Annotated in this window: 22 protein-coding genes, 1 other RNA gene and 1 riboswitch; of the genes, 17 read left to right on the forward strand and 6 right to left on the reverse strand. The window is 41.5% G+C overall.

Annotation, left to right across the window (positions count from 1 at the left end):
- The first annotated feature begins 78 nt into the window (after positions 1-78).
- From tpiA to secG, 4 genes are all read left to right on the forward strand, one after another.
- Positions 79-840 carry a triose-phosphate isomerase gene (gene tpiA, locus EKQ44_RS08280; protein ID WP_063559569.1) on the forward strand — a complete coding sequence of 254 codons (762 nt, stop codon included), beginning with the start codon at positions 79-81 and terminating at the stop codon, positions 838-840.
- Entirely contained in the window at positions 833-2,368 is a 1,536-nt protein-coding gene (gene gpmI / locus EKQ44_RS08285; RefSeq protein WP_237663079.1) for a 2,3-bisphosphoglycerate-independent phosphoglycerate mutase, read from the forward strand. The genes tpiA and gpmI overlap by 8 nt, the downstream gene beginning before the upstream one ends.
- Before the next feature lie 163 nt (positions 2,369-2,531).
- The gene (gene eno / locus EKQ44_RS08290) at positions 2,532-3,827 is read left to right on the forward strand and encodes a phosphopyruvate hydratase (RefSeq protein ID WP_237663080.1); all 1,296 of its coding nucleotides are present in this window, start codon (positions 2,532-2,534) and stop codon (positions 3,825-3,827) included.
- Between the two features lie 294 nt (positions 3,828-4,121).
- The gene (gene secG, locus EKQ44_RS08295; RefSeq protein ID WP_060665413.1) at positions 4,122-4,352 is read left to right on the forward strand and encodes a preprotein translocase subunit SecG; all 231 of its coding nucleotides are present in this window, start codon (positions 4,122-4,124) and stop codon (positions 4,350-4,352) included.
- Positions 4,353-4,416: 64 nt separating this feature from the next.
- Here secG and sinI read toward each other — a convergent pair whose 3' ends face one another.
- Both sinI and EKQ44_RS08305 read right to left on the reverse strand, forming a co-directional pair.
- On the reverse strand, positions 4,417-4,551 hold the full coding sequence (gene sinI / locus EKQ44_RS08300) for a DNA-binding anti-repressor SinI (RefSeq protein ID WP_237663081.1): 135 nt from the start codon (positions 4,549-4,551) through the stop codon (positions 4,417-4,419).
- Positions 4,548-4,922 carry a helix-turn-helix domain-containing protein gene (locus tag EKQ44_RS08305; protein ID WP_237663082.1) on the reverse strand — a complete coding sequence of 125 codons (375 nt, stop codon included), beginning with the start codon at positions 4,920-4,922 and terminating at the stop codon, positions 4,548-4,550. The genes sinI and EKQ44_RS08305 overlap by 4 nt, the downstream gene beginning before the upstream one ends.
- A gap of 546 nt (positions 4,923-5,468) precedes the next feature.
- On the opposite strand from EKQ44_RS08305, the gene EKQ44_RS08310 reads away from it, so the two are divergent.
- The 4 genes from EKQ44_RS08310 (at position 5,469) to EKQ44_RS08325 (ending at position 8,045) form a co-directional block, all read left to right on the forward strand.
- A complete protein-coding gene (locus tag EKQ44_RS08310; RefSeq protein WP_237663083.1) occupies positions 5,469-6,062 on the forward strand; it encodes a hypothetical protein in 594 nt (197 codons plus the stop codon).
- The gene (gene sipW / locus EKQ44_RS08315) at positions 6,055-6,648 is read left to right on the forward strand and encodes a signal peptidase I SipW (RefSeq protein WP_237663084.1); all 594 of its coding nucleotides are present in this window, start codon (positions 6,055-6,057) and stop codon (positions 6,646-6,648) included. The genes EKQ44_RS08310 and sipW overlap by 8 nt, the downstream gene beginning before the upstream one ends.
- Positions 6,649-6,726: 78 nt before the next feature.
- On the forward strand, positions 6,727-7,377 hold the full coding sequence (locus EKQ44_RS08320; RefSeq protein ID WP_269151585.1) for a TasA family protein: 651 nt from the start codon (positions 6,727-6,729) through the stop codon (positions 7,375-7,377).
- Between the two features lie 68 nt (positions 7,378-7,445).
- Complete coding sequence (locus EKQ44_RS08325; RefSeq protein ID WP_237663085.1) at positions 7,446-8,045, forward strand: CalY family protein; 600 nt, start codon at positions 7,446-7,448, stop codon at positions 8,043-8,045.
- A gap of 246 nt (positions 8,046-8,291) precedes the next feature.
- Here EKQ44_RS08325 and EKQ44_RS08330 read toward each other — a convergent pair whose 3' ends face one another.
- Both EKQ44_RS08330 and EKQ44_RS08335 read right to left on the reverse strand, forming a co-directional pair.
- Positions 8,292-8,624, reverse strand: coding sequence for a helix-turn-helix domain-containing protein (locus tag EKQ44_RS08330; RefSeq protein ID WP_237663086.1), 333 nt, complete (start codon positions 8,622-8,624; stop codon positions 8,292-8,294).
- 89 nt (positions 8,625-8,713) lie between these two features.
- Positions 8,714-8,863 (reverse strand): anti-repressor SinI family protein, encoded by a 150-nt coding sequence (locus EKQ44_RS08335; RefSeq protein ID WP_237663087.1) that lies wholly within the window; start codon positions 8,861-8,863, stop codon positions 8,714-8,716.
- A gap of 29 nt (positions 8,864-8,892) precedes the next feature.
- Positions 8,893-9,006: riboswitch (cyclic di-GMP riboswitch) on the reverse strand.
- 459 nt (positions 9,007-9,465) lie between these two features.
- Here EKQ44_RS08335 and EKQ44_RS08340 point away from each other — a divergent pair.
- The 4 genes from EKQ44_RS08340 (at position 9,466) to ssrA (ending at position 13,895) form a co-directional block, all read left to right on the forward strand.
- Complete coding sequence (locus EKQ44_RS08340; protein WP_237663327.1) at positions 9,466-10,206, forward strand: alpha/beta hydrolase; 741 nt, start codon at positions 9,466-9,468, stop codon at positions 10,204-10,206.
- 206 nt (positions 10,207-10,412) lie between these two features.
- Positions 10,413-12,776 carry a ribonuclease R gene (gene rnr, locus EKQ44_RS08345; protein WP_237663088.1) on the forward strand — a complete coding sequence of 788 codons (2,364 nt, stop codon included), beginning with the start codon at positions 10,413-10,415 and terminating at the stop codon, positions 12,774-12,776.
- A 113-nt stretch (positions 12,777-12,889) separates the two neighbouring features.
- Positions 12,890-13,357, forward strand: coding sequence for an SsrA-binding protein SmpB (gene smpB / locus EKQ44_RS08350; RefSeq protein WP_226682172.1), 468 nt, complete (start codon positions 12,890-12,892; stop codon positions 13,355-13,357).
- Positions 13,358-13,552: 195 nt separating this feature from the next.
- Positions 13,553-13,895: a transfer-messenger RNA gene (gene ssrA, locus EKQ44_RS08355) on the forward strand.
- 343 nt (positions 13,896-14,238) lie between these two features.
- Here the strand turns inward: ssrA and EKQ44_RS08360 are convergent.
- Complete coding sequence (locus EKQ44_RS08360) at positions 14,239-14,649, reverse strand: LAGLIDADG family homing endonuclease (RefSeq protein ID WP_237663089.1); 411 nt, start codon at positions 14,647-14,649, stop codon at positions 14,239-14,241.
- 71 nt (positions 14,650-14,720) lie between these two features.
- Between EKQ44_RS08360 and EKQ44_RS08365 the strand changes: the two genes are divergently transcribed.
- Genes EKQ44_RS08365 through EKQ44_RS08375 form a run of 3 tightly spaced genes read left to right on the forward strand, consistent with a single transcriptional unit; the run spans position 14,721 to position 17,349 of the window.
- Positions 14,721-16,268, forward strand: coding sequence for an ATP-binding protein (locus EKQ44_RS08365; protein WP_237663090.1), 1,548 nt, complete (start codon positions 14,721-14,723; stop codon positions 16,266-16,268).
- Between the two features lie 34 nt (positions 16,269-16,302).
- On the forward strand, positions 16,303-17,034 hold the full coding sequence (locus tag EKQ44_RS08370; protein ID WP_237663091.1) for an SDR family NAD(P)-dependent oxidoreductase: 732 nt from the start codon (positions 16,303-16,305) through the stop codon (positions 17,032-17,034).
- Positions 17,035-17,040: 6 nt separating this feature from the next.
- Positions 17,041-17,349 carry a DUF962 domain-containing protein gene (locus tag EKQ44_RS08375; RefSeq protein ID WP_237663092.1) on the forward strand — a complete coding sequence of 103 codons (309 nt, stop codon included), beginning with the start codon at positions 17,041-17,043 and terminating at the stop codon, positions 17,347-17,349.
- Between the two features lie 238 nt (positions 17,350-17,587).
- On the opposite strand, the gene EKQ44_RS08380 is transcribed toward EKQ44_RS08375, so the two are convergent.
- Positions 17,588-18,001, reverse strand: coding sequence for a VOC family protein (locus EKQ44_RS08380; RefSeq protein ID WP_237663093.1), 414 nt, complete (start codon positions 17,999-18,001; stop codon positions 17,588-17,590).
- A 354-nt stretch (positions 18,002-18,355) separates the two neighbouring features.
- Here EKQ44_RS08380 and EKQ44_RS08385 point away from each other — a divergent pair, with 354 nt between their 5' ends.
- Entirely contained in the window at positions 18,356-19,111 is a 756-nt protein-coding gene (locus EKQ44_RS08385; protein ID WP_237663094.1) for an alpha/beta hydrolase, read from the forward strand.
- 495 nt (positions 19,112-19,606) lie between these two features.
- Complete coding sequence (locus EKQ44_RS08390; protein WP_237663095.1) at positions 19,607-20,983, forward strand: ABC transporter substrate-binding protein; 1,377 nt, start codon at positions 19,607-19,609, stop codon at positions 20,981-20,983.
- Positions 20,984-20,988 lie beyond the last annotated feature (5 nt).

Raw genomic sequence — 20,988 nt, forward strand, 5'->3', positions numbered from 1 at the left:
AAAGCGAAGCCATTTGCGGAAATCAACAGCGGCGTATAACCGAAACTTTACAACCCCAACCCCGAAAGGATGGATACCATGCGTAAACCAATTATTGCTGGTAACTGGAAAATGCACAAAACACTCTCCGAAGCAACAAGCTTCGTGGAAGAAGTAAAAGGACTAGTTCCTGCTGCAGACAAAATCGACGCAGTAGTATGTGCACCAGCTCTTTTCCTAGAGCGACTTGTTTCAAACGTAGAAGGACGCGACCTTCAAATCGGTGCCCAAAACATGCACTTCGAAGACAGCGGAGCATTCACAGGCGAAGTCAGCCCTGTTGCACTAAAAGACATCGGTGTATCCTATGTAGTTTTAGGTCACTCCGAGCGTCGTGAAATGTTTGCTGAAACAGACGAAACAGTGAATAAGAAAACTCTTGCAGCGTTCAAACACGGATTGACTCCAATCGTATGCTGCGGTGAAACACTTGAAGAGCGCGAGTCAGGGAAAACTAACGACATCGTTGGCAACCAAGTGAAGAAAGCTCTAACAGGCCTAACTTCTGATCAAGTAAAAACAACGGTTGTTGCATACGAGCCAATCTGGGCAATCGGAACTGGAAAATCTTCCACAGCAGAAGATGCAAACGAAGTATGTGCGCATATCCGTAGCGTCATCGCTTCTGAATTTGACCAGGCTGCAGCAGATGCAGTACGTATCCAGTACGGCGGATCTGTAAAGCCTACAAACATCGCAGAATACATGGCTCAATCCGATATCGATGGAGCACTTGTAGGTGGCGCAAGCCTTGAGCACCAATCCTTCTTACAGCTTTTGGAGGCAGGTAAGAATGACTAAGAAACCAGTAGCACTAATCATCTTAGACGGTTTTGCGATGCGCGGCGAAACTACCGGTAACGCGGTGGCGCAAGCAAACAAACCTAACTTTGATAAATTTTGGAGCACATACCCGCACGCGCAATTGACTGCAAGCGGGGAAGCGGTAGGACTACCAGAAGGGCAAATGGGTAACTCCGAAGTTGGCCATTTAAACATCGGTGCTGGCCGCATTGTGTACCAAAGCTTGACACGTGTGAATGTGGCGATCCGCGAAGGGGACTTTTATGAAAATGAAACGTTCCTGAATGCCATCCATCATGCAAAAGAAAAAGGAACCAACCTTCACCTGTTCGGCTTGCTTTCAAATGGAGGTGTGCATAGTCACATCCAGCATCTTTTCGCTCTATTAAAGCTTGCGAAAAGAGAAGGCATGGACCGTGTGTACATCCATGGATTCCTTGATGGTCGCGATGTTGCGCCAAAATCTGCTCCAGAATTCTTAGAGCAATTAAACGAACAACTCCTAGACCTCGGAGTGGGAGAGATAGCCACCATTTCCGGCCGCTATTATTCCATGGACCGTGACAAGCGTTGGGATCGTGTAGAAAAGTCTTACCGTGCGATGGTGTATGGGGATGGCCCTACTTATAACGATGCGATGGAGTGTATCAATGACTCCTACAATAACGGAATCTTTGATGAGTTCGTCATTCCATCCGTCATGACAAAAGAAGATGGAAGCCCTGTGGCAACCATCCAAGACGAAGATGCAGTTATTTTCTATAACTTCCGTCCGGACCGTGCCATCCAGATTTCCAATACATTCACCAATTCTGACTTCCGTTCATTTGATCGTGGGCCAAAGCATCCGAACAACCTTCAGTTCGTATGTTTGACTCACTTCAGTGAAACGGTGGATGGATATGTAGCTTTCAAACCAGTTGGGATGGACAACACATTGGGCGAAGTGTTATCCCAAAACGGCTTGAAACAGCTTCGTATCGCGGAGACAGAAAAATACCCGCACGTCACGTTCTTCATGAGTGGCGGACGTGAGGATGCATACCCTGGAGAAGAACGTATCTTGATTGACTCTCCAAAGGTGGCAACCTATGATTTACAACCAGAAATGAGTGCTTACGAAGTAACGGACGCACTATTAGCTGAAATAGCAGCCGATAAACATGACGCCATCATCCTGAACTTCGCAAACCCTGATATGGTCGGGCATTCCGGAATGCTTGAGCCGACAATCAAGGCGGTCGAAGTAACAGATGAGTGCCTAGGGAAGGTAGTCAACGCCATTTTGGAAAAAGACGGTGTTGCCATCATCACGGCAGACCACGGGAACGCTGACGAAGTCGTAACGACAGAAGGCAACCCAATGACTGCCCACACAACCAACCCGGTACCAGTCATCGTAACAAAAAACGGCGTACAACTCCGCGACGGCGGAATCCTTGGTGACCTAGCCCCAACTGTGCTAGACTTACTAGGAGTAGACAAACCATCTGAAATGACAGGTAGTTCTTTAATCAAAAAGTAAAAGCTGATTTCTAGCTATAGATTGAAGTGCAAGGTGTGAGACTCCAGCGGGAGGAGGCTCAAGCACCGTCCCGCGGAAAGCGAACACCTGAAATGGAGATCTATAGCGGTGTTAAAGCAGTAAAAAATAAAAAATATCTTAATCCAAAAGGAGAGTTACAAACATGCCAATTATCTCTGACGTTTACGCACGCGAAGTCCTAGACTCCCGTGGTAACCCAACAATCGAAGTAGAAGTATACACAGAATCCGGAGCTTTCGGACGCGCACTAGTACCAAGTGGAGCATCCACAGGTGAATACGAAGCAGTAGAACTACGCGACGGCGACAAGTCCCGCTACCTTGGAAAAGGTGTTCAACAAGCAGTAGAAAACGTAAACGAAATCATCGCTCCTGAACTAGTAGGTCTTTTCGACGTACTTGAGCAAGTAGCAATTGATGAAGCGTTAATCGACCTTGACGGTACAGAAAACAAAGGAAAATTAGGTGCAAACGCAATCCTTGGTGTTTCCATAGCAGTAGCGCGTGCAGCAGCTGACTTCCTTCAAATTCCTTTATACCAACACCTTGGTGGATTCAACTCCAAAACGCTTCCAGTACCAATGATGAACATCATCAACGGTGGAGAGCACGCGGACAATAACGTTGACATCCAAGAATTCATGGTAATGCCTGTTGGAGCTGAAAACTTCAAAGAAGCTCTACGTATGGGCGCTGAAATCTTCCACGCTCTTAAATCAGTATTAAGCGCTAAAGGCTTAAACACTGCTGTAGGTGACGAAGGCGGATTCGCTCCAAACCTAGGTTCTAACGAAGAAGCGCTTCAAACAATCATCGAAGCAATCGAAAAAGCTGGTTACAAACCAGGCGAGCAAGTTATGCTTGCTATGGATGCTGCAGCTTCTGAGTTCTACAACAAAGAAGACGGCAAATACCACCTTAAAGGTGAAGGCGTTGTTTACACTTCTGCTGAAATGGTGGACTTCTACGAGAAGATGGCAGACAAGTACCCAATCATCTCTATCGAAGACGGCCTAGACGAGAACGACTGGGAAGGATTCAAACTATTAACTGAGCGCATCGGAAACAAAGTTCAATTAGTAGGAGACGATCTTTTCGTAACAAACACAAAGAAATTGGCTGAAGGTATCGAGCGCAAAATCGGTAACTCCATCCTAATCAAAGTGAACCAAATCGGTACACTTACAGAAACTTTCGAAGCAATCGAAATGGCAAAACGCGCAGGCTACACTGCAGTAATCTCTCACCGTTCTGGTGAAACAGAAGACAGCACAATCGCTGACATCGCAGTAGCAACAAACGCTGGCCAAATCAAAACAGGTGCACCATCCCGTACAGACCGCGTAGCTAAATACAACCAACTTCTTCGCATCGAAGATCAACTTGGTGACACAGCACGCTACGACGGCTTACGTTCTTTCTACAACCTGAAGAAGTAATTTCTTCACTCGAGGACCCAACTTAGGTTGGGTCCTTTTTTCAGTTCATGACATATCCTAGCTGTTGATTGTAGCACATGGCGAAGACTCCGGCGGGAGGTAGCGGTAGGTTGAGACCCCTGAAGCGTTGTGAGGAGGCTCAAGGACCGCCCCGCGGAAAGCGAACCCTAGTGCGGAAATCAACAGCGTTGATAAAGCGGATAACCTACCTCTCATTTCCTCTTGTCCACCTTGTCATAATGTGGTACATTTAATATAATCAGATATGTACGTTCCGCAGGAGGTGTAGTTTACATGACGTTATTTCTTACTATTTTACTTATTATCGTAGCAATCTCTTTGATCACAGTAGTACTACTTCAATCAGGTAAAAGTGCAGGTCTTTCAGGCGCGATCTCCGGTGGAGCAGAAACACTTTTCGGAAAACAAAAAGCACGCGGCCTAGACCTTGTTCTACACCGTGCGACAGTTGTTCTTTCTGTATTATTCTTCATCCTGACACTGTCAATTGCATACTTTGCATAATAAATAAAACCACTTTCCAAACCAGGAAAGTGGTTTTTTGCTTCTTTCATAAAAAAAGCCCTAGTCACTTTACGACCAAGACTTCCTTGTTCTGTTCACTTGTCTCCTGGAGGAAGGCTTTCACCTCTTCAATAGAAATACCATAAGCTCTAGCTAATGTAAACAGCTCTATCCATTCCATATCCATCTCAACGTTCAAGCCTCTTCTTCCTCCTTTTTTATCACGGTCTTCTTTGCACCCTGCCATTTCTGAAACTCCATGTACTCTTTGAAATGAATAAAATCTTCTTTGCTCAAACCCTCCGCAATTGCCCGTTGCACCAACCGTCTCCATTCTTCATCTAGCACCTGCACATCAGGTTTATCGTTATCCGATTCCCCATTCAGTAAAAAATCCAAATCTGTCTCAAGCGTAACGGCGATCTTATTCAAAAACTGCAGAGAAGGATTCGTCTGAATATTCCTCTCCAAATAACTCAAATAAGACTTCGACACACCAGCCAGTTCCGAGAGTTCACTTAATGAATAGCCCTTTACCTTCCTCAACCTCTTCACCCGCTCACCAAGCATACTCGTCTCCTTAACATTTTACGACGTATGTTCATTATATAGCACGAGTAATTCTTTATAAAAAACGAAACAGTAAGAAAATAGGAGGAAATTGGAGGAAAACCCTTAAAAATGTTCTTAATTAAGAAAAAATGAACTAATTTAATGTTTTTCATTGAGAACAATATGAATTATACTTCGTATTGTAGAGTTCGTTAAAGAGAACAACAAATTAACTCCTGATAGGAGGAGATTATTATAAGATCTCATCGACTAAGAAAATTTAGAGATAAGTATAAGCTTCAAAAACAGGGGATTAAAGCACTTTGTTTATGGTATGCATTATTCTTTTGCATCTTATCTTTAAATGCAAATACAAATGCAGCATTTAACTCGATCACTTCCATAAATGCAAAATTACCTGTTAGTTGGGAGGTTGATCCACCTGTTCCAGATGAACCTACAGAAGGTAGAACAGACAAAAGTTCATTAACTCAAATCGATTCTTCCGTTGAATTTTCTTGTACAAGAATTTCACAAGAATTTAAAAACACTGGTGACGAAAACATGTTATCTGAGTCTATATACTATGTTTACTTCAATGAGAATTTTGAAAATCCAATTAACCCAAATAATAAAAACGGAGAACTAATCTTTGATACAGGTATAATTCCAGTCCTTCAAAAAGGTGATTCAGCCACCCTTACTTTTGAAAGTGGAGAAAGTGAGCTTAGGAATGGATCTTACAAAATAGTTGCTTTTCAATCAGATGATCATCCTGGAAATAAGAAGCTTGGTGGAGAAGTAGTTGATAGAATGCCAGTATTCGGTACGAAAATTGATGTAAAGTCTTGTGAAACTCTAACAGATTCAAATGATACTGAAGAAAAAGATAAAGAAAATGAAGATTTAGAAGAAGGGGAAAAAGATTCTAATAAAGATGAAATACAAGATGATCAATCTATAGAAAAAGATTCTATTGAAGAAGAAACGCAAGAATCAGAAGAATCAAACAAAAGTGGTTCTGAGGATACCCAAGAAACAACACAAAATTCAAGCGAAAACGCTGAATCAGACTTTGAATCTAGCTCAACGGAACATAACAATGTAGATGTGTCTACGGAAACAAATGAAACTTTTGGTGGTGAATCCAATGAATAGTAAAAAGGTAGTAAAAGTAATAGGAAATGTAAGTTACTGGTTGTTTATGATAACTACCCTGATATGCGTTGTTATTGTTATCGCAGGTAGAGCTTCTGGTGGAGAACCAAACATATTTGGGTATCAAATTAAAACGGTCTTATCAGGATCCATGGAACCAACATTTCAAACAGGATCTGTAATCGCAGTACAAAAATTAGAAAATCCTACAGATTTAACCGTAGGAGACGTTATAACTTTTCAAGAAAGTCGAGATGTTTTAGTAACACATAGAATTATTGATGTTAACACTTCAAATGAAGGTGTTTTATATAAAACAAAAGGAGATAACAACAACTTTGAAGATACAAATCCTGTACTATCACAAAATGTAGTTGCCGTTTATTCAGGCTTTACTTTACCAAAGTTTGGATACTTCCTAAATTATGCCACTTCACCTATAGGAACAGCAATTCTATTGATAATACCAGGTTTGATACTGCTTGGATATGCAACAGTTACTATCCGACAAGCAATAAAAGAAATTGAAGGAAAAATGCAAGTTAATACAAAAGAAAGCGATGTAATTGAAGAAAAAATTTCTTAGTGGTGAATCTCCATGCTTAACATGGATTCATATAAACTACATACCTCGCAAAGATCGAGGGGAATGGGAGGAATATCAATGTCTATTAAAAAGAAATTAGGAGCAGGGGTAATGTCAGCAGCGCTAGGTATTTCATTGATTGGAGGGGGAACTTGGGCAGCGTTTAATGATATCGAAACTGTTAGCAACACATTTGCGGCTGGTACATTAGACCTTTCGGTAGATCCAACAACAGTATTTGATATTGAAGACTTAGCACCAGGGGATTACATGACAAGAGATTTTGAAATTATTAACGGTGGTTCCATAGAAATCAAAGACGTAAAAATGACAACAACTTATGTAGTGAAAAATAAAGATAAACAAGTGATTACTGGACCAGATGCAGTAGATTTCGCAAGCCAATTCGATGTAGATTTCCTATCTAATGATGGTCAACCTGTAGGGGGTGGTCTACTAGGAGTGCTTCATGGTAAAAATATCCATGAATTATCAAGTATGAATGTAGATATTACAAACGCTTTTTGGGGATTAGGATTAATAAGTTCTACTGATAGAATATTAGCAGTAGGAGATACTGATGCAATGCGTATGAAAATATCCTTTGAAAATAGAACTCAAAAAGGTAATGATGGTTTATATTTACAAAACAAATACCAAGGTTGGACAATTGAACCAGCATTCAAACTAGAAGCTATTCAAAGAAATGGAATGAATAGACCGGAATAGGCTATCAACAAAATCTTGAAAAAAAGAGGTAGGGAAACCTACCTCTTCTTTTAAGGAGAGAACTAAATTTGAGAACCTTAAAACTACTAACTATTTTACTAACGTTTGTTTCATTTTTTTTACCTTCTGCGACTTTTGCTGAACCAGAAAATGTACCCTTAATTAACATAACGACTGTGCCTGAAAAAGTCTTATTTAATATGGAGAATTACGCTCCTGGTGATTGGACTGAGAGAGTAATAACTTTAGAAAACCTCGGTGGAAAATCAACCTATTCAATGGAAATTAAACATAAATCAGGTTCTGAGAAATTGTTTGAAATGTTTAATTTAACTATTGAAAATAATGGGAAAGAAATATTTAACGGTAAAATTAGTGAGTTTAAAGGGGTTACTAATAAGGGGATTAATGCAGAAACCTCACATGAATATTTTCTATTAATAAATTTTCCATATGAATCAGGAAACGAATTTCAAGGTCTTAAAACACAATTTGAATTGATCTTTAAAGCAGTGGGTAACGAAGCTGTTTCTACCCCTGACCAATCAAGTGTGTTACCAAATACTGCTGGGACGGCATATAATTATATCTTCTATGGTTTGTTAATGCTTGGAATAGGAATAATAGTTTTTTACTCACAAAAAATAAAAAATACATTGGGTGAATGAAAATGTACAATAAAACTTGTCCTAATTGCATAAGAACCTCATATAGTTCCTATGAGTCTGACCATTGGGAATGTCCAACCTGCTTGAAAAATTTAACCTTATTTAAAGCGCATGTTGCGAAAGGTAATCGTTCCACTTCTTTACCTTATAGAACCAAAACGATAAAACTACACATCACATCGTACAAAGTTAACAAAGTAATATAAAAACCGCTGATGCCCCTTTTCTTAAGCATCGGCGGTTTTTCTATTTATCCTGATTTATCTTCCATTTATTAAATTCCAAAAACTCTCTAAACTGCTCCTTGGTCACCCCAGAATCCATCGCCTCTTTAACAAGCGTGGCCCATTCTCGGTCAAGGTTTTCTTTTGCTTGGGCTTCGTCTTCATCGTGCAGGAGAGTGTTGACAGTAACTCCAAGCACTGAAGACACTTTCTCCAAAAATTGAACGGATGGATTAGATTGCAGGTTCCGTTCGATCGAGCTTAGGTATGATTTGGCCACGCCGGCGCGTTCTGCTAGTTCTGACATGGACATCTTACGTTGTTCTCTATATTTTTTAATTCGTTCACCAATCATGGCTTTCACCTTCCTATCATGCTTATTATAGCATATAACGAAGGGTTTGTTAGATATTTAGAACGAAAATACGTAAATATTCATAAAAATTAGAGTTTAAATGATGAATGATTGCGATAATTATGTAAGAATTCTCTAATTTCTGCGGATGAGATGCCCATCTCTAATGCATCTGTTATTAGATCTACCCACTCCTTATCTAAATTTTCTGTCATTTCAATCGTTACGTTTTCCATCATCCTTTTCCCTCCTAAAATACTTTGGTATTTCAGGCAGCCCAGCCATCATAATTCGTAAAAGGACTTTTATGATTCTCTTTTACACAATCTTAGATCTGTTGACTTTGCGTCCTTGCCTTTCAGCAAGTTTGCCTTTTACTGTTGTTTCGAATCATTCGATATACAACTTTTGTATTACTACCATTGTCCTTCCTATACCCTGAATTCATTATAAATTAACTAAATATGGAATGTTGCAGATAAATGTCGAATACCCTATATTATTTTACAAAAATGTTTTGAGGAATAAATATTGCATTTATTCGATTTGTGGGATTAAGTAGTGGTTTTTGAATAATAAAAAGAACTATTTGTGGTCTTCTTTTAAAAAAAGAAAAACATTATTTTTGTCGATTTTCTCCTACTAAACATTCATTTTACAGACATCTTCAAAATGTACCCCCTTAATCGTCAACTTTCTTGCGAATGGAGTTGTCCTAACCCTTGTAAAAGCTATTCCCACTCCATTATGGTAAAATGTTCTTTTCGGACTAATCATATCTGATATTTGACTAAAAGTTGCATACTATAAATACATGTGAATGAAAGGATGTTCTGACGTGATGAAAGTGAAGTTGCCAAAGCCTTTTACGTTTGAAGGCGGTGATCGTGCGGTATTGATGTTACATGGTTTTACTGGGAATTCGGCAGATGTACGGATGATGGGCCGTTTTTTGGAGAAGAGAGGGTACACCTGTCATGCACCGCAATATAAGGGACATGGGGTGCCGCCCGAGGAATTGGTTCACACTGGTCCTGAGGATTGGTGGGAGGACGTGATGGAGGCCTATCAATTTTTGAAGGATAAAGGGTTTGAAAGCATTGCTGTAGTCGGGTTGTCATTGGGCGGTGTTTTCTCCTTGAAATTAGGTTATACGATGCCAGTGAAGGGTATTGTGCCTATGTGTGCCCCGATGTATATCAAGAGTGAGGAAATCATGTATCAGGGAGTTCTTGAATATGCAAGAGAGTTCAAGCGCCGTGAAGGAAAAAGTGCCGACCAGATCGAACAGGAAATGAAAGAGTTTGAACAAACCCCAATGGATACATTGAAGTCACTGCAGGAATTGATTGCAGACGTGCGGAATAATGTAGACATGATCTACTCTCCGACTTTTGTGGTACAGGCCCGACATGACAATATGATCAACACGGACAGTGCCAACATCATTTACAACGAGGTCGAGTCTGACGATAAAAAAATCAAATGGTACGAGGAATCCGGCCATGTCATCACACTCGACAAAGAGCGTGAACAACTGCATGAGGATGTATACGAGTTTTTAGAGTCGTTAGATTGGTAATACTAAAAGTAAATGCAGATAATGCACCCTAGCGGTGATTGTAGCGGTAGGCGTAGACTCCGGAGGGAGGTAGCGGTAGGTTGAGACCCCTGAAGCGTTGTGAGGAAGCTCAGGCACCCCACCTCGGAAAGCGAAGCCTAAAGCGGAAATCATAAGCGGTGTACTACAGTAATTTTAAAAACCCGAAAAAAGGGAAGGGATATATAATGGAAGAAATTATTCAGCAACACGTAGATAAACTTCTATCCTACATGAAAGAAGAAGCCTACAAGCCATTGACCACACAAGAACTGGAACAGGCTTTTGGCATAAAAGACTCAGAAGAATTCAAGGACTTCGTGAAAGCATTGGTCTATATGGAGGATCAAGGCCTCATCGTACGCACCCGCAGCAATCGCTACGGCTTGCCGGAGAAGATGAATCTTATAAAAGGAAAAGTGATTGGCCACTCCAAAGGCTTTGCGTTTGTAATGCCGGAAGAAGCGGATATGGACGATGTATTCATTCCTCCAAATGAGTTGAATAATGCGATGCATGGAGATATCGTGCTTGTGCGCGTAAGCAGGAAAGCCGCTGGCGACTCAAGGCAAGAAGGTACCGTTATTCGTATTGTGGAGCGTGGCGTCAAGGAGATTGTAGGTACATATACCGAAAGCAAAAGCTTTGGTTTTGTTATTGCAGATGATAAGAAGATCGCCAATGATATTTTCATCCCGAAAAGTGCCAGCAACGGGGCGGTTGAAGGGCATAAAGTCGTTGTAAAATTGGTCACGTATCCTGAAGGGCGCCTAAGTGCAGAAGGGGAAGTCATCCGTATTCTTGGCCATAAAAATGATCCTGGTGTGGATATCCTATCTGTCATTCATAAGCACGGTCTGCCACAGGAGTTTCCAAGAGAGGTCCTTGACCAGGCGAATGCGACGCCAGATGAAATTGATGAAAAGGATCTGGGGGACCGACGTGATCTTCGCGACCAGGTAATCGTGACGATCGATGGAGCGGACGCTAAGGACTTGGATGACGCGGTAACCGTGACGAAGCTTGATAACGGAAACTACAAGCTTGGGGTTCATATCGCTGACGTCACTCATTATGTGACAGAAGGTTCACCAATAGACATGGAGGCGCAAGAGCGAGGAACAAGTATTTATCTTGTGGATCGTGTTATCCCAATGATTCCTCATCGCCTGTCCAACGGGATTTGCTCGTTGAATCCGAAAGTAAACCGCCTCACCATTTCTTGTGAGATGGAGTTGAATAATGCCGGGGAAGTTGTGAAGCACGAAATTTTCCATAGTGTCATTAAAACGACGGAACGTATGACGTATACCGACGTGAACAAAATCCTAGTGGATAAGGACGAGGAGGTAACGTCTCGTTATGAATCCTTAGTTCCGATGTTCCAGCTGATGGAAGAGTTAGCTGCTGTTCTTCGTAAAAAGCGTATGACACGTGGGGCTATCGATTTTGATTTCAAGGAATCCAAAGTAATTGTGGATGAAGAGGGTGCTCCTAAGGATGTTGTCCTTCGTGAGCGTTCGGTTGCCGAGCGTTTGATTGAAGAGTTCATGCTTGTTGCGAATGAAACAGTGGCCGAGCATTTCCACTGGATGAATGTACCGTTCATCTACCGTGTACATGAGGACCCAAAAGAAGAAAAATTGCAGCGTTTCTTTGAATTCATCACTAACTTCGGTTATGTGGTGAAAGGGAAAGGTAACGAAATTCACCCGCGTGCACTTCAAGAAGTGATTGAGGCGGTACAAGGGAAGCCGGAAGAAATGGTGGTCTCCACTGTCATGCTTCGCTCCATGAAGCAGGCGAAATATGATGAGGAAAGCCTGGGACACTTTGGTCTATCCACGGAGTTCTATACACACTTCACCTCACCGATTCGCCGTTATCCTGATTTAATTGTCCACCGCTTGATCCGCACGTATCTTATTCAGAAGAAACTGGATGAGAAAACACAGGAAAAATGGAGCGACAAGTTGCCGGAGATAGCGGAACATTCCTCCAACATGGAGCGTCGCGCAGTAGATGCCGAGCGTGAAACGGATGAACTGAAGAAATCCGAATACATGCTTGATAAAATTGGCGAAGAGTACGATGGCATCATCAGCTCTGTGACCAACTTCGGGATGTTCGTCGAGCTGCCGAACACCATTGAAGGGCTTGTCCATGTGAGCTACCTGACAGATGACTATTACCGTTATGATGAGCGCAATTATGCGATGATCGGGGAGCGTACCGGTAAGATCTATAGGATCGGGGACGAAATCACCGTCCGTGTCATCAATGTTAATAAAGACGAGCGTTCCATTGATTTTGAAGTGGTAGGGATGAAAGGCACCCGTCGCCCTGATACAAAGAGCGCACCACGTGTCATTCAAAGTGAGCGTAAAAAGCCTGCCAAAGGTCGCAGTCAGAAGCGTAAAGCAGAAAGCGACATCGATGATTACACGTTTGAAATTGGCTGGACAACACAAGGTCCTGCTAAAAAGAAAAAGAAGAACAAAAAGTTCTTTGAAAATGCACCAAAACAGAAACGCAAAAAGAAGAAGCGATAAACTTCGAGATGTGAAGAGCCTTTTTACAAGAGGAGGCTCTTCTTTCTTGTCGGGGGGTGGTGGATTTGGTAAAATATTCACTACGCCACGATAGAAAGAAAGGGGGAACATAAATGCCAAAAGGGGAAGGCAAAGTCATCAGCACCAATAAAAAAGCGAACCACGATTACTTCATTGAACAGACTTATGAAACAGGTATGGTCCTGCAAGGTACAGAAATCAAATCCATGCGCGCCGGCCGGGTAAACTTGAAAGACTCCTTTGCAAGAGTGCAAAACGGAGAAGTGTTCTTGCACAATTTGCACATCAGTCCTTATGAGCAGGGAAACCGTTATAACCATGATCCGCTACGTACTCGCAAACTGCTTCTTCATAAGAAACAGATCAATCAGCTAATCGGTCTTACAAAAGAAGAAGGATATGCTTTAGTACCTTTAAAAATCTATCTCAAAAATGGTTATGCCAAACTTTTAATAGGACTTGGTAAAGGTAAAAAGAAATACGACAAGCGTGAAGATTTGAAGAAGAAAGAAGCGAAACGTGATATTGAGAGAGCGTTCCGTGAACGTCAAAAGGAATAGTATAGTCTATTTTACAGTAACTTACAATTGCAAAGTAATCTGTATGTGCTATAATATAGTTGTCGCTGATATACAAGCGATGCTTTGATAATTGAATAGCCAACTTGTTGGCTTGATTATCTCTCCCGTAGAAACCTCGTGTTTTGCTCTTTGTTGATTTAAACTTCAACAGAGACATTTTATTCGAGGGGACGTTACGGATTCGACAGGGATAGTTCGAGCTTGGGTTGCGAGTCGGGGGGATCGTCCTCGTCATCAACGTCAACGCCAATAATAACTGGCAAAGAAAACAACAACTTCGCATTAGCTGCCTAATAACAGTCTGATGCGGTTCCTCCCTCCATCGCCCATGTGGTAGGATCAGGGACTCACTCTTAGTGGGCTACGCCGGAGATCGCCGTCTGAGGTCAAAGGAAGAGAACAATCAGGCTAGCTGCCAGGATGCCAGTCAATAGGCGGAACGGTCAGCGAATTACTAATATATTGACTACACTCGTAGATGCTCAAGTGGCGATGTTTCTGGACGTGGGTTCGATTAATATTAGTCGCCTTGCATGGTAACATGTAAGTGAAAATCTGGCTTTATCGGTGAAACCTAAGTCGTACTCTTGTTGCGATAAGGCAATGCCGAGCGGTATGTGGAGCAATCCAACAGCCGTGTATCGACTCATAGGTTGCCACAACAGTGGTAATACTAGGATGCGAATTCTCTAGCACATCCGTTGCTAAAAAACATGGTTCGCATAATACGCCAGAGGGCCTCAACAACACCTGAGGTTCAAGATATAGTCAGTGCCATGACGAAAGCATGGAATTGCACGTCCCACCGTCTCCATTTAAATGTAAGAAGACCACACTATTTTCTGGTGTGGTCTTTTATTTTATTCAAGATTAAAAAATACCTCTTCAAACTTAATTTTTTCTAACTTTTCTTCTGCTTTATACTTACCATTTCTTTTTGTCACTAAATCATAGTTATCCAAAATATATATAGCTCTACGTTTTTTCACATAGACTCTTAGATACGGATAAATACATCTTAGTGTATATAATACATCTCGTTTGGATTTTACACTTAGTGTAAACGAATTTTTGTGGATAGTAGGCTTGTAATTCTTTTTCTTTACAATGGCGCCACCTATTATACTCTGCACAAATTCTAATAATTCTATATCTGTAGAAGCTATAGTGATACAAGGGCGTCTGTATTCATTTTTATGAATTCTTGTTAATAAAATACTACCTTCCCCATCAATAATACCTGCGATATATGCCGCCTCCCAATCTTTCATCGTTTCATCTCCACTCCCAGTAGTATATACTTTTTAGTATGAGCAAATTACAAGTCTCAAAGGATGATAGCATGCTAGAAGAATATATAACAAAGATGCGCGAGCGTTGCCATATCAATAAATTAGATCCACATGTCATCCCCACTTTTAATAGCTTATCGGATGAGGAATTGTCGGAGATACAAAGTGAATACAAGGATACATTGGATATTATCAGACTGTTTATGAATACATTTTTAGAAAAGAGCAAAGGTATACCTATACTAGTGTCGGTTACAGACGAAAAAGGGAATATCATTGAATATCTTGGCGATCCGAGTATGGAGGATACGGTTGTTAATCAGGTCGGTTTGAAAAAAGGCGTACAATTCAGTGAAGCGCAGGCAGGGGTTAACTCTGTTTTGGCGGCACTGGATCTTGGGATTCCCGTTCAGATAATTGGAGAGGAACACTATTATTACTTTCTCCATCAGACTGCATGCTACAGTGTTCCATTATTTGATAAAAACCAAGTGGTTGGCACAATTTCCATGATGACGTTTATACAGGTCGCGAATCCACTTATCATGGCCTCTTTGGAAACAGTCGTAGATTCTATCCAGAGGGAACTAGACCTACTGGAACAAAACCGTTACTTGAATCAAATGAACCATATGGTGCTTGAACAATCAAATACCGGCTATATTGTGGTAGAGAAAAACAAGGAAATTGTAAGGATTAACCCTAAAGCTAGGGATATTTTAGGTTTGCCACATGAAAAGGAACCGTTCACAATTGATGAACTAAAGTTGTTGAGCCGTGTTCATGACCTATATGTAGAAGGGGAAGTTATCCAGGATTACAAAATTATCTTTCAAAATAGCCACGAAACAAGAACATGTTTGGTAGATTTTTTTCCTTTCCAAGAAGGGACGTTGATTCAGCTTCATGACATTACAGAATATACGAAAACCGAATCCTATATTCAAAATGCCGAAAAGCTTGCAATTGTGGGGCAGATGGCAGCAGGAGTCGCCCATGAAATAAAGAATCCACTTACTACATTAAAAGGCTTTATACAGCTGTGTGAAGAAGGTGGACCAAGTAGTGCCTTCCCGGAAATCATGTTGAAAGAAATTGAAAGGATTGATCAGATCACTAACGAGTTCCTTGTTCTCTCCAGGCCGACCGTTCAGAAAAAGGACTGGCATGATGTTCGTGATCTTATCAGTGAAATAGAAGTATTATTATCAAGCTTCGCCATTATTAAGAATGTTGAAATTCTATTCGATTTTCAGGATGTTAAGCCTATCTATTGTGATGGTAATCAAATGAAACAGGTGTTTATCAATCTGGTGAAAAATAGTGTGGAGTCGGTGAAACAGAACGGGAAACTCACCATCAGTGTAAGACCACATGGTAATGATCATCTTTTGGTCCGTTTTAATGACGATGGGAATGGCTTTCCTGATCAGATTCTGCATAGAATGGGCCAACCATTTCTCACAACCAAAAAAAACGGAAATGGCCTAGGGTTAATGATCTGTAAACGTGTCATAGAGGAGATCCATGATGGTAAACTTTATATCCAAAATAATCCCAACGGCGGGGCGGTAGTCGATATAATTCTACCTTGTTAATGGCTAGCAATACTACTCAAAGGAGGCAATCTCAATGAATTTCCAAAACAAAACTGTTATTGTGACTGGTGCGGCGAATGGAATCGGAAAAGGAATCGCAACTGCATACATAAATGTGGGTGCAAACGTGGTACTGGCGGACCTGGATGAGAAAGCGGGACAAACACTGCAACATCAGCTAGGAAACAAAGCCATTTTCGTCAAAACGGATGTCCGAAAAGAAGAGGACATTCAACACCTGATGACTAAAACCATGGAACACTTCCATCAGATTGATATCCTTATCAATAATGCAGGAGTTTCCCGATTTACTACACTACATGACCTTACTGTGGAAGCTTGGGACGATGTGATCAACACGAATTTGCGCAGTGTATTCATTGCCTCCAAAGAAGCATCTAAGCATATGAAAAATGGTGGCTCTATCGTAAATATAGCCTCCACTAGGGCGTCCATGTCTGAACCAAATTCAGAAGCATATGCGGCAACTAAGGGAGGTATTGTGGCGCTGACGCATGCGCTGGCAGCTTCCTTAAGTGAGCGGGATATTACCGTGAATGCTATTTCACCTGGATGGATTCAGAATGAAAATTATGAAGATCTTAGAGATAAGGACCATGCACAACATCTATCCAATCGGGTCGGAAAGCCGGAAGATATTGCAAAGGCTTGCTTGTATCTAACGGACTCCGAAAACAACTTTGTCAACGGAGAAAACATAACGGTGGATGGCGGCATGACAAGAAAGATGATTTATGAGGGATAGGTAGGTATGAGAGAAAAAGTTAAAAATGATTTACTTTTATACCAAAAAGCACATGCAAACAAATGGAATCAGCTTCTGCACTATTTCGCTTTTCTCTTTGCTTTTTTAGCCTGGATCTTTCTATTTATTAATTTGTGGGTGACCCTAGCACTAGCTATTTTACACTATGTATTTTCATGGATTGGTCACTTTTACTTTGAAAAGAATAAGCCAGCATCATTTAGGTATCCACTCATTGGCTTTTATGCCGGGTTCAGTTGGTTTTTCTTAAAAACGTTTGAGCTGATATCAGGTAAAAGAATCCTTCCAAAATGAACCTATACGCTTCGAGAGCCTTCAGAACTCTCGAAGCGTTTTTAATTTGGCTCTGTTAACACGCTGTTGATTTCCGCACTAGGCTTCGCTTTCCTAGGGGCGTTTGTGGAGCCTCCTCGGCTTGCGCCTGCGGGGTCTCCCCTAAACGCTATCTTCCTCAGGAGTCTTCGCCTATTGCTCCAATCAACAGCTAGGTTACCGCTAATTTTAACAGTATGCACTAATAGAGCCTTTAATTTTATTGCGGTTTCGTATAATTCAAATCCCACTTCACCCCAAAGGAATCCTGAACGCTTCCGAAACGCGCCCCCCAGAAGGTATCTTGGAGCTCCATCAATACTTTACCGTTCTCACTAAGGCGTGCATATAGGGTTTCAACCTGTTCTTCGCTTTCCATCTCCAGCATAAGGGAGACATTGCCACCAATCTCTACTGTTTGACCTGGGAAGGAGTCGGATGCCATCAGTGTCAGGTTTCCTTTTTCAAAACGTGCGTGCATGACTAGGTTGTCTGCTTCCGGTGGAGTAGGGAAATCCGCTTCTCCAAAGGTCATGATGCCAGTGATTTCACCTTCAAAAACCTCTTTATAAAACTCAAGTGCCTGTCTTGCATTCCCGTTAAATGATAGATAAGGTACAGCTTGATGCTTCATGATCAACACTCCTTTTGATTGGGTATGTACTTACTCTTTCATTATATTTTGCAATAAATGAAAAGTAAAGAACATACGTTCGACAAATGTGGTTGTACCTCTTTTATACCGTTGTTGATTTCCGCGAACGGTTTCGCTTTCCGCGGGGCGCTGGTGGAGCCTCCTCGGCAAGCCTGCGGGGTCTCCACCAAGCGCTACCTCCCGCCGGAGTCTCCACCTTTTGCTCCAATCACCAACTAATAGAATTAGAGAAACTAATAGTATCTATACAAAATATATTGAAAGCGGATTCACCACCCCGTATAATGGTTAAAGTCGAAACGTTTCAATTAATCGGAAAAGGATGTGAGAATCATGGCTAGGATTACATGTGATTTTTTCTCGGAGGCATTGCAATGCTCCACCTCCATGACTGTCCTGTTGCCACAACCAACTTCACAAATAGGGGTATCAACAAAGGTGATACAAAAGAAACATCCTACCCTCTATTTACTGCATGGCCTTTCAGATGACCATACGATCTGGACAAGATTTACGTCCATTGAACGTTATGCATCAGCGATGGGGTGGGCGGTTGTGATGCCAGCTGCTGGGAGAAGTTTTTACACGGATATGGAGCATGGGTATGATTTTTACAAATTTGTCAGCGAGGAAGTTCCCACACTTGCCCAAAGCTTTTTTCCACTTTCTGATAAAAGAGAAGAAAATTTTATTGCGGGGCTTTCCATGGGTGGTTATGGGGCATTTAAGGTGGCATTGAGGAATCCGGATAAATTTGCAGCCGCAGCTAGCATGTCAGGCTCAGTGGACATCAATGAGCGCTTGTCGGCATTCCCTAGAGACTTCAAATATATATACGGTGATCGTCCCATATTGGGAAGTGAGGATGACCTTTATCATCTTGCCTCAACTATTGGCAAAAACACGCCAAAGCTATATCAGTGCTGTGGCACGGAAGATCACAATTATGAAGCAAATATTCGTTTCAGGGATCATGCCATTCAAGCTGGAATAGATTTAACCTTCTCCGATGGACCTGGTGGCCATGATTGGGGATATTGGGATAAGCATATCCAAGAGGTATTGGCTTTCTTTGAACAACAGCTCTAAACTGTGAAAAAGATGAATAATGAAAAGAGTCTTCTAGCTGTAGATTGGAGCAAATGGCGAAGACTCCAGCGGGAGGTAGCGATAGGTTGAGACCCCGCAACGAAGTGAGGAGGCTCAAGCATCGCCCCGCGGAAAGCGAAGCCATTTGCGGAAATCAACAGCGGTGCATAACAAAGCCACCCAAAAGTAAAAATCGAATCGATTCTACACTTTAGAATCGGTTCTTTTTTCTATTTTCATAAACATAGAAACACAGGGAATACCTACCAAACCCTTCTGTAATAAGACTTCCCATTCAATTATACCAATCTTCGAAAATATTTCGAAAATAATATTGTAATCGTTTTCAAGAGAGAGTATAATGACGGTAGTGAAACGTATCAATTGCAGATAGAACAGGTAGAAAAGGTTGAGGAATCTCCCTTTTTATTTTTACGAACAAATTGAAACGTTTCGATAAAAGCGGTTAAATACTAAATAAGGGGTGTTTGGTTCATGAAGTGGATGAAATCTAGTATTGCTATTGTAGCTTCGTTCATGCTTGTGGTTGGTTGCAGTAATTCTAATAACGCATCAAACGATGAAAGCAAGGAAGCAAATAACGAAGATCAAGTAACGATTAAGTTTGCAAGCTGGGCGCTTGGAACGGAAGAAGATCAAAATATTGAGCGTCTGATGATAGACGAGTTTGAAGAGAAATATCCTAACATCAATGTGGAAATTGATGAGTCGATTGCAACAGATGACTGGAATAACTCCTTATCTTCTGCTGCAAGTGCGAATGCCATGCCTGACGTGTTCATGGTCTCTCAAGTACCGACTGGACTTGCGAATGACTGGTTGTTGGATGTAACGGAATTGGCTGCTGAAGATGAGGACTTTGCAAACATTCCTGAAGTGGTAACAGAATCTGTTACATACAATGATGCTGTTTATGCCATTCCTAGTGCACAGCATTTCCTTGGTTATTTTGTCAATAATGATCTATACAACCAGGCAAACCTGGATGTGCCTGAATATGGATTCTCCATTGATGATTTCACGGAATCTGTTCGTTCCGTAACAAATGTGAACAGTGGCGTGGTTGGTTTGAACAATCCATTTGCCATTGTGGACTGGTATCCATCCTCTGTAAACGAAACGATTGGCTGGTACACTTTCAGTGATGAAGAGTATCACTTGGACAGCAATGAATTCATTTCTGGTGTTAATCTGACAAGCAACTTTGTAACAAACGGTTATTCTTACGAGAATTTATCTGATGAGCAAAAAGCTAATTTCAATGGTGAGCATGCTGGTGAAGTGTTTGCTAGTGGCGGGATTGGACTTTTCTGGGATGGATCCTGGGCCGTCGAAAACTTCTCTACAAATCTAGACTTTGATTGGGATTTCGTTGGAACTCCTGGTGGGAGAACAGTTATTGTAAATGACTTTATGGGAATCTCCAAATCTACTAAGCACCAAGAGGAAGCGTTCCTTTTTGCAAAGTGGATGAGCTTCGGTAAAGAAGGATTCTTAAAGCGTATCGACTTAGCGGTCGAGCATGACAAGTCATTGAACAACTTGCCTGTAACACAAGATGAAGAAGTATTGGATGCATTCTTCGAAGTTCAGGATATCCCTGGATTGCGTACAGCTTATGACAATCTTGAAAACGGTATCGTGGAGCCAGTGAAAACTGTACCAGGATTTGCTCAATCCAGATGGGAAGCTCCGACTGGTGTAGCCGTTGGCGAAGAGCCGAATGCAAACATTGCGGCTTTGATTGATGCAAGTGTCAGAGGCGACATTAAGATCGAAGACTATGCAGCGCAAATTAATGAATTAGCGAATCAAAAGTATCAAGAAGGAAAAGAAGCGATTGGTCAATAAGATAT

It is taken from the genome of Sutcliffiella horikoshii (genome assembly GCF_021991925.1).
Lineage (GTDB): Bacteria > Bacillota > Bacilli > Bacillales > Bacillaceae_I > Sutcliffiella_A > Sutcliffiella_A horikoshii_F.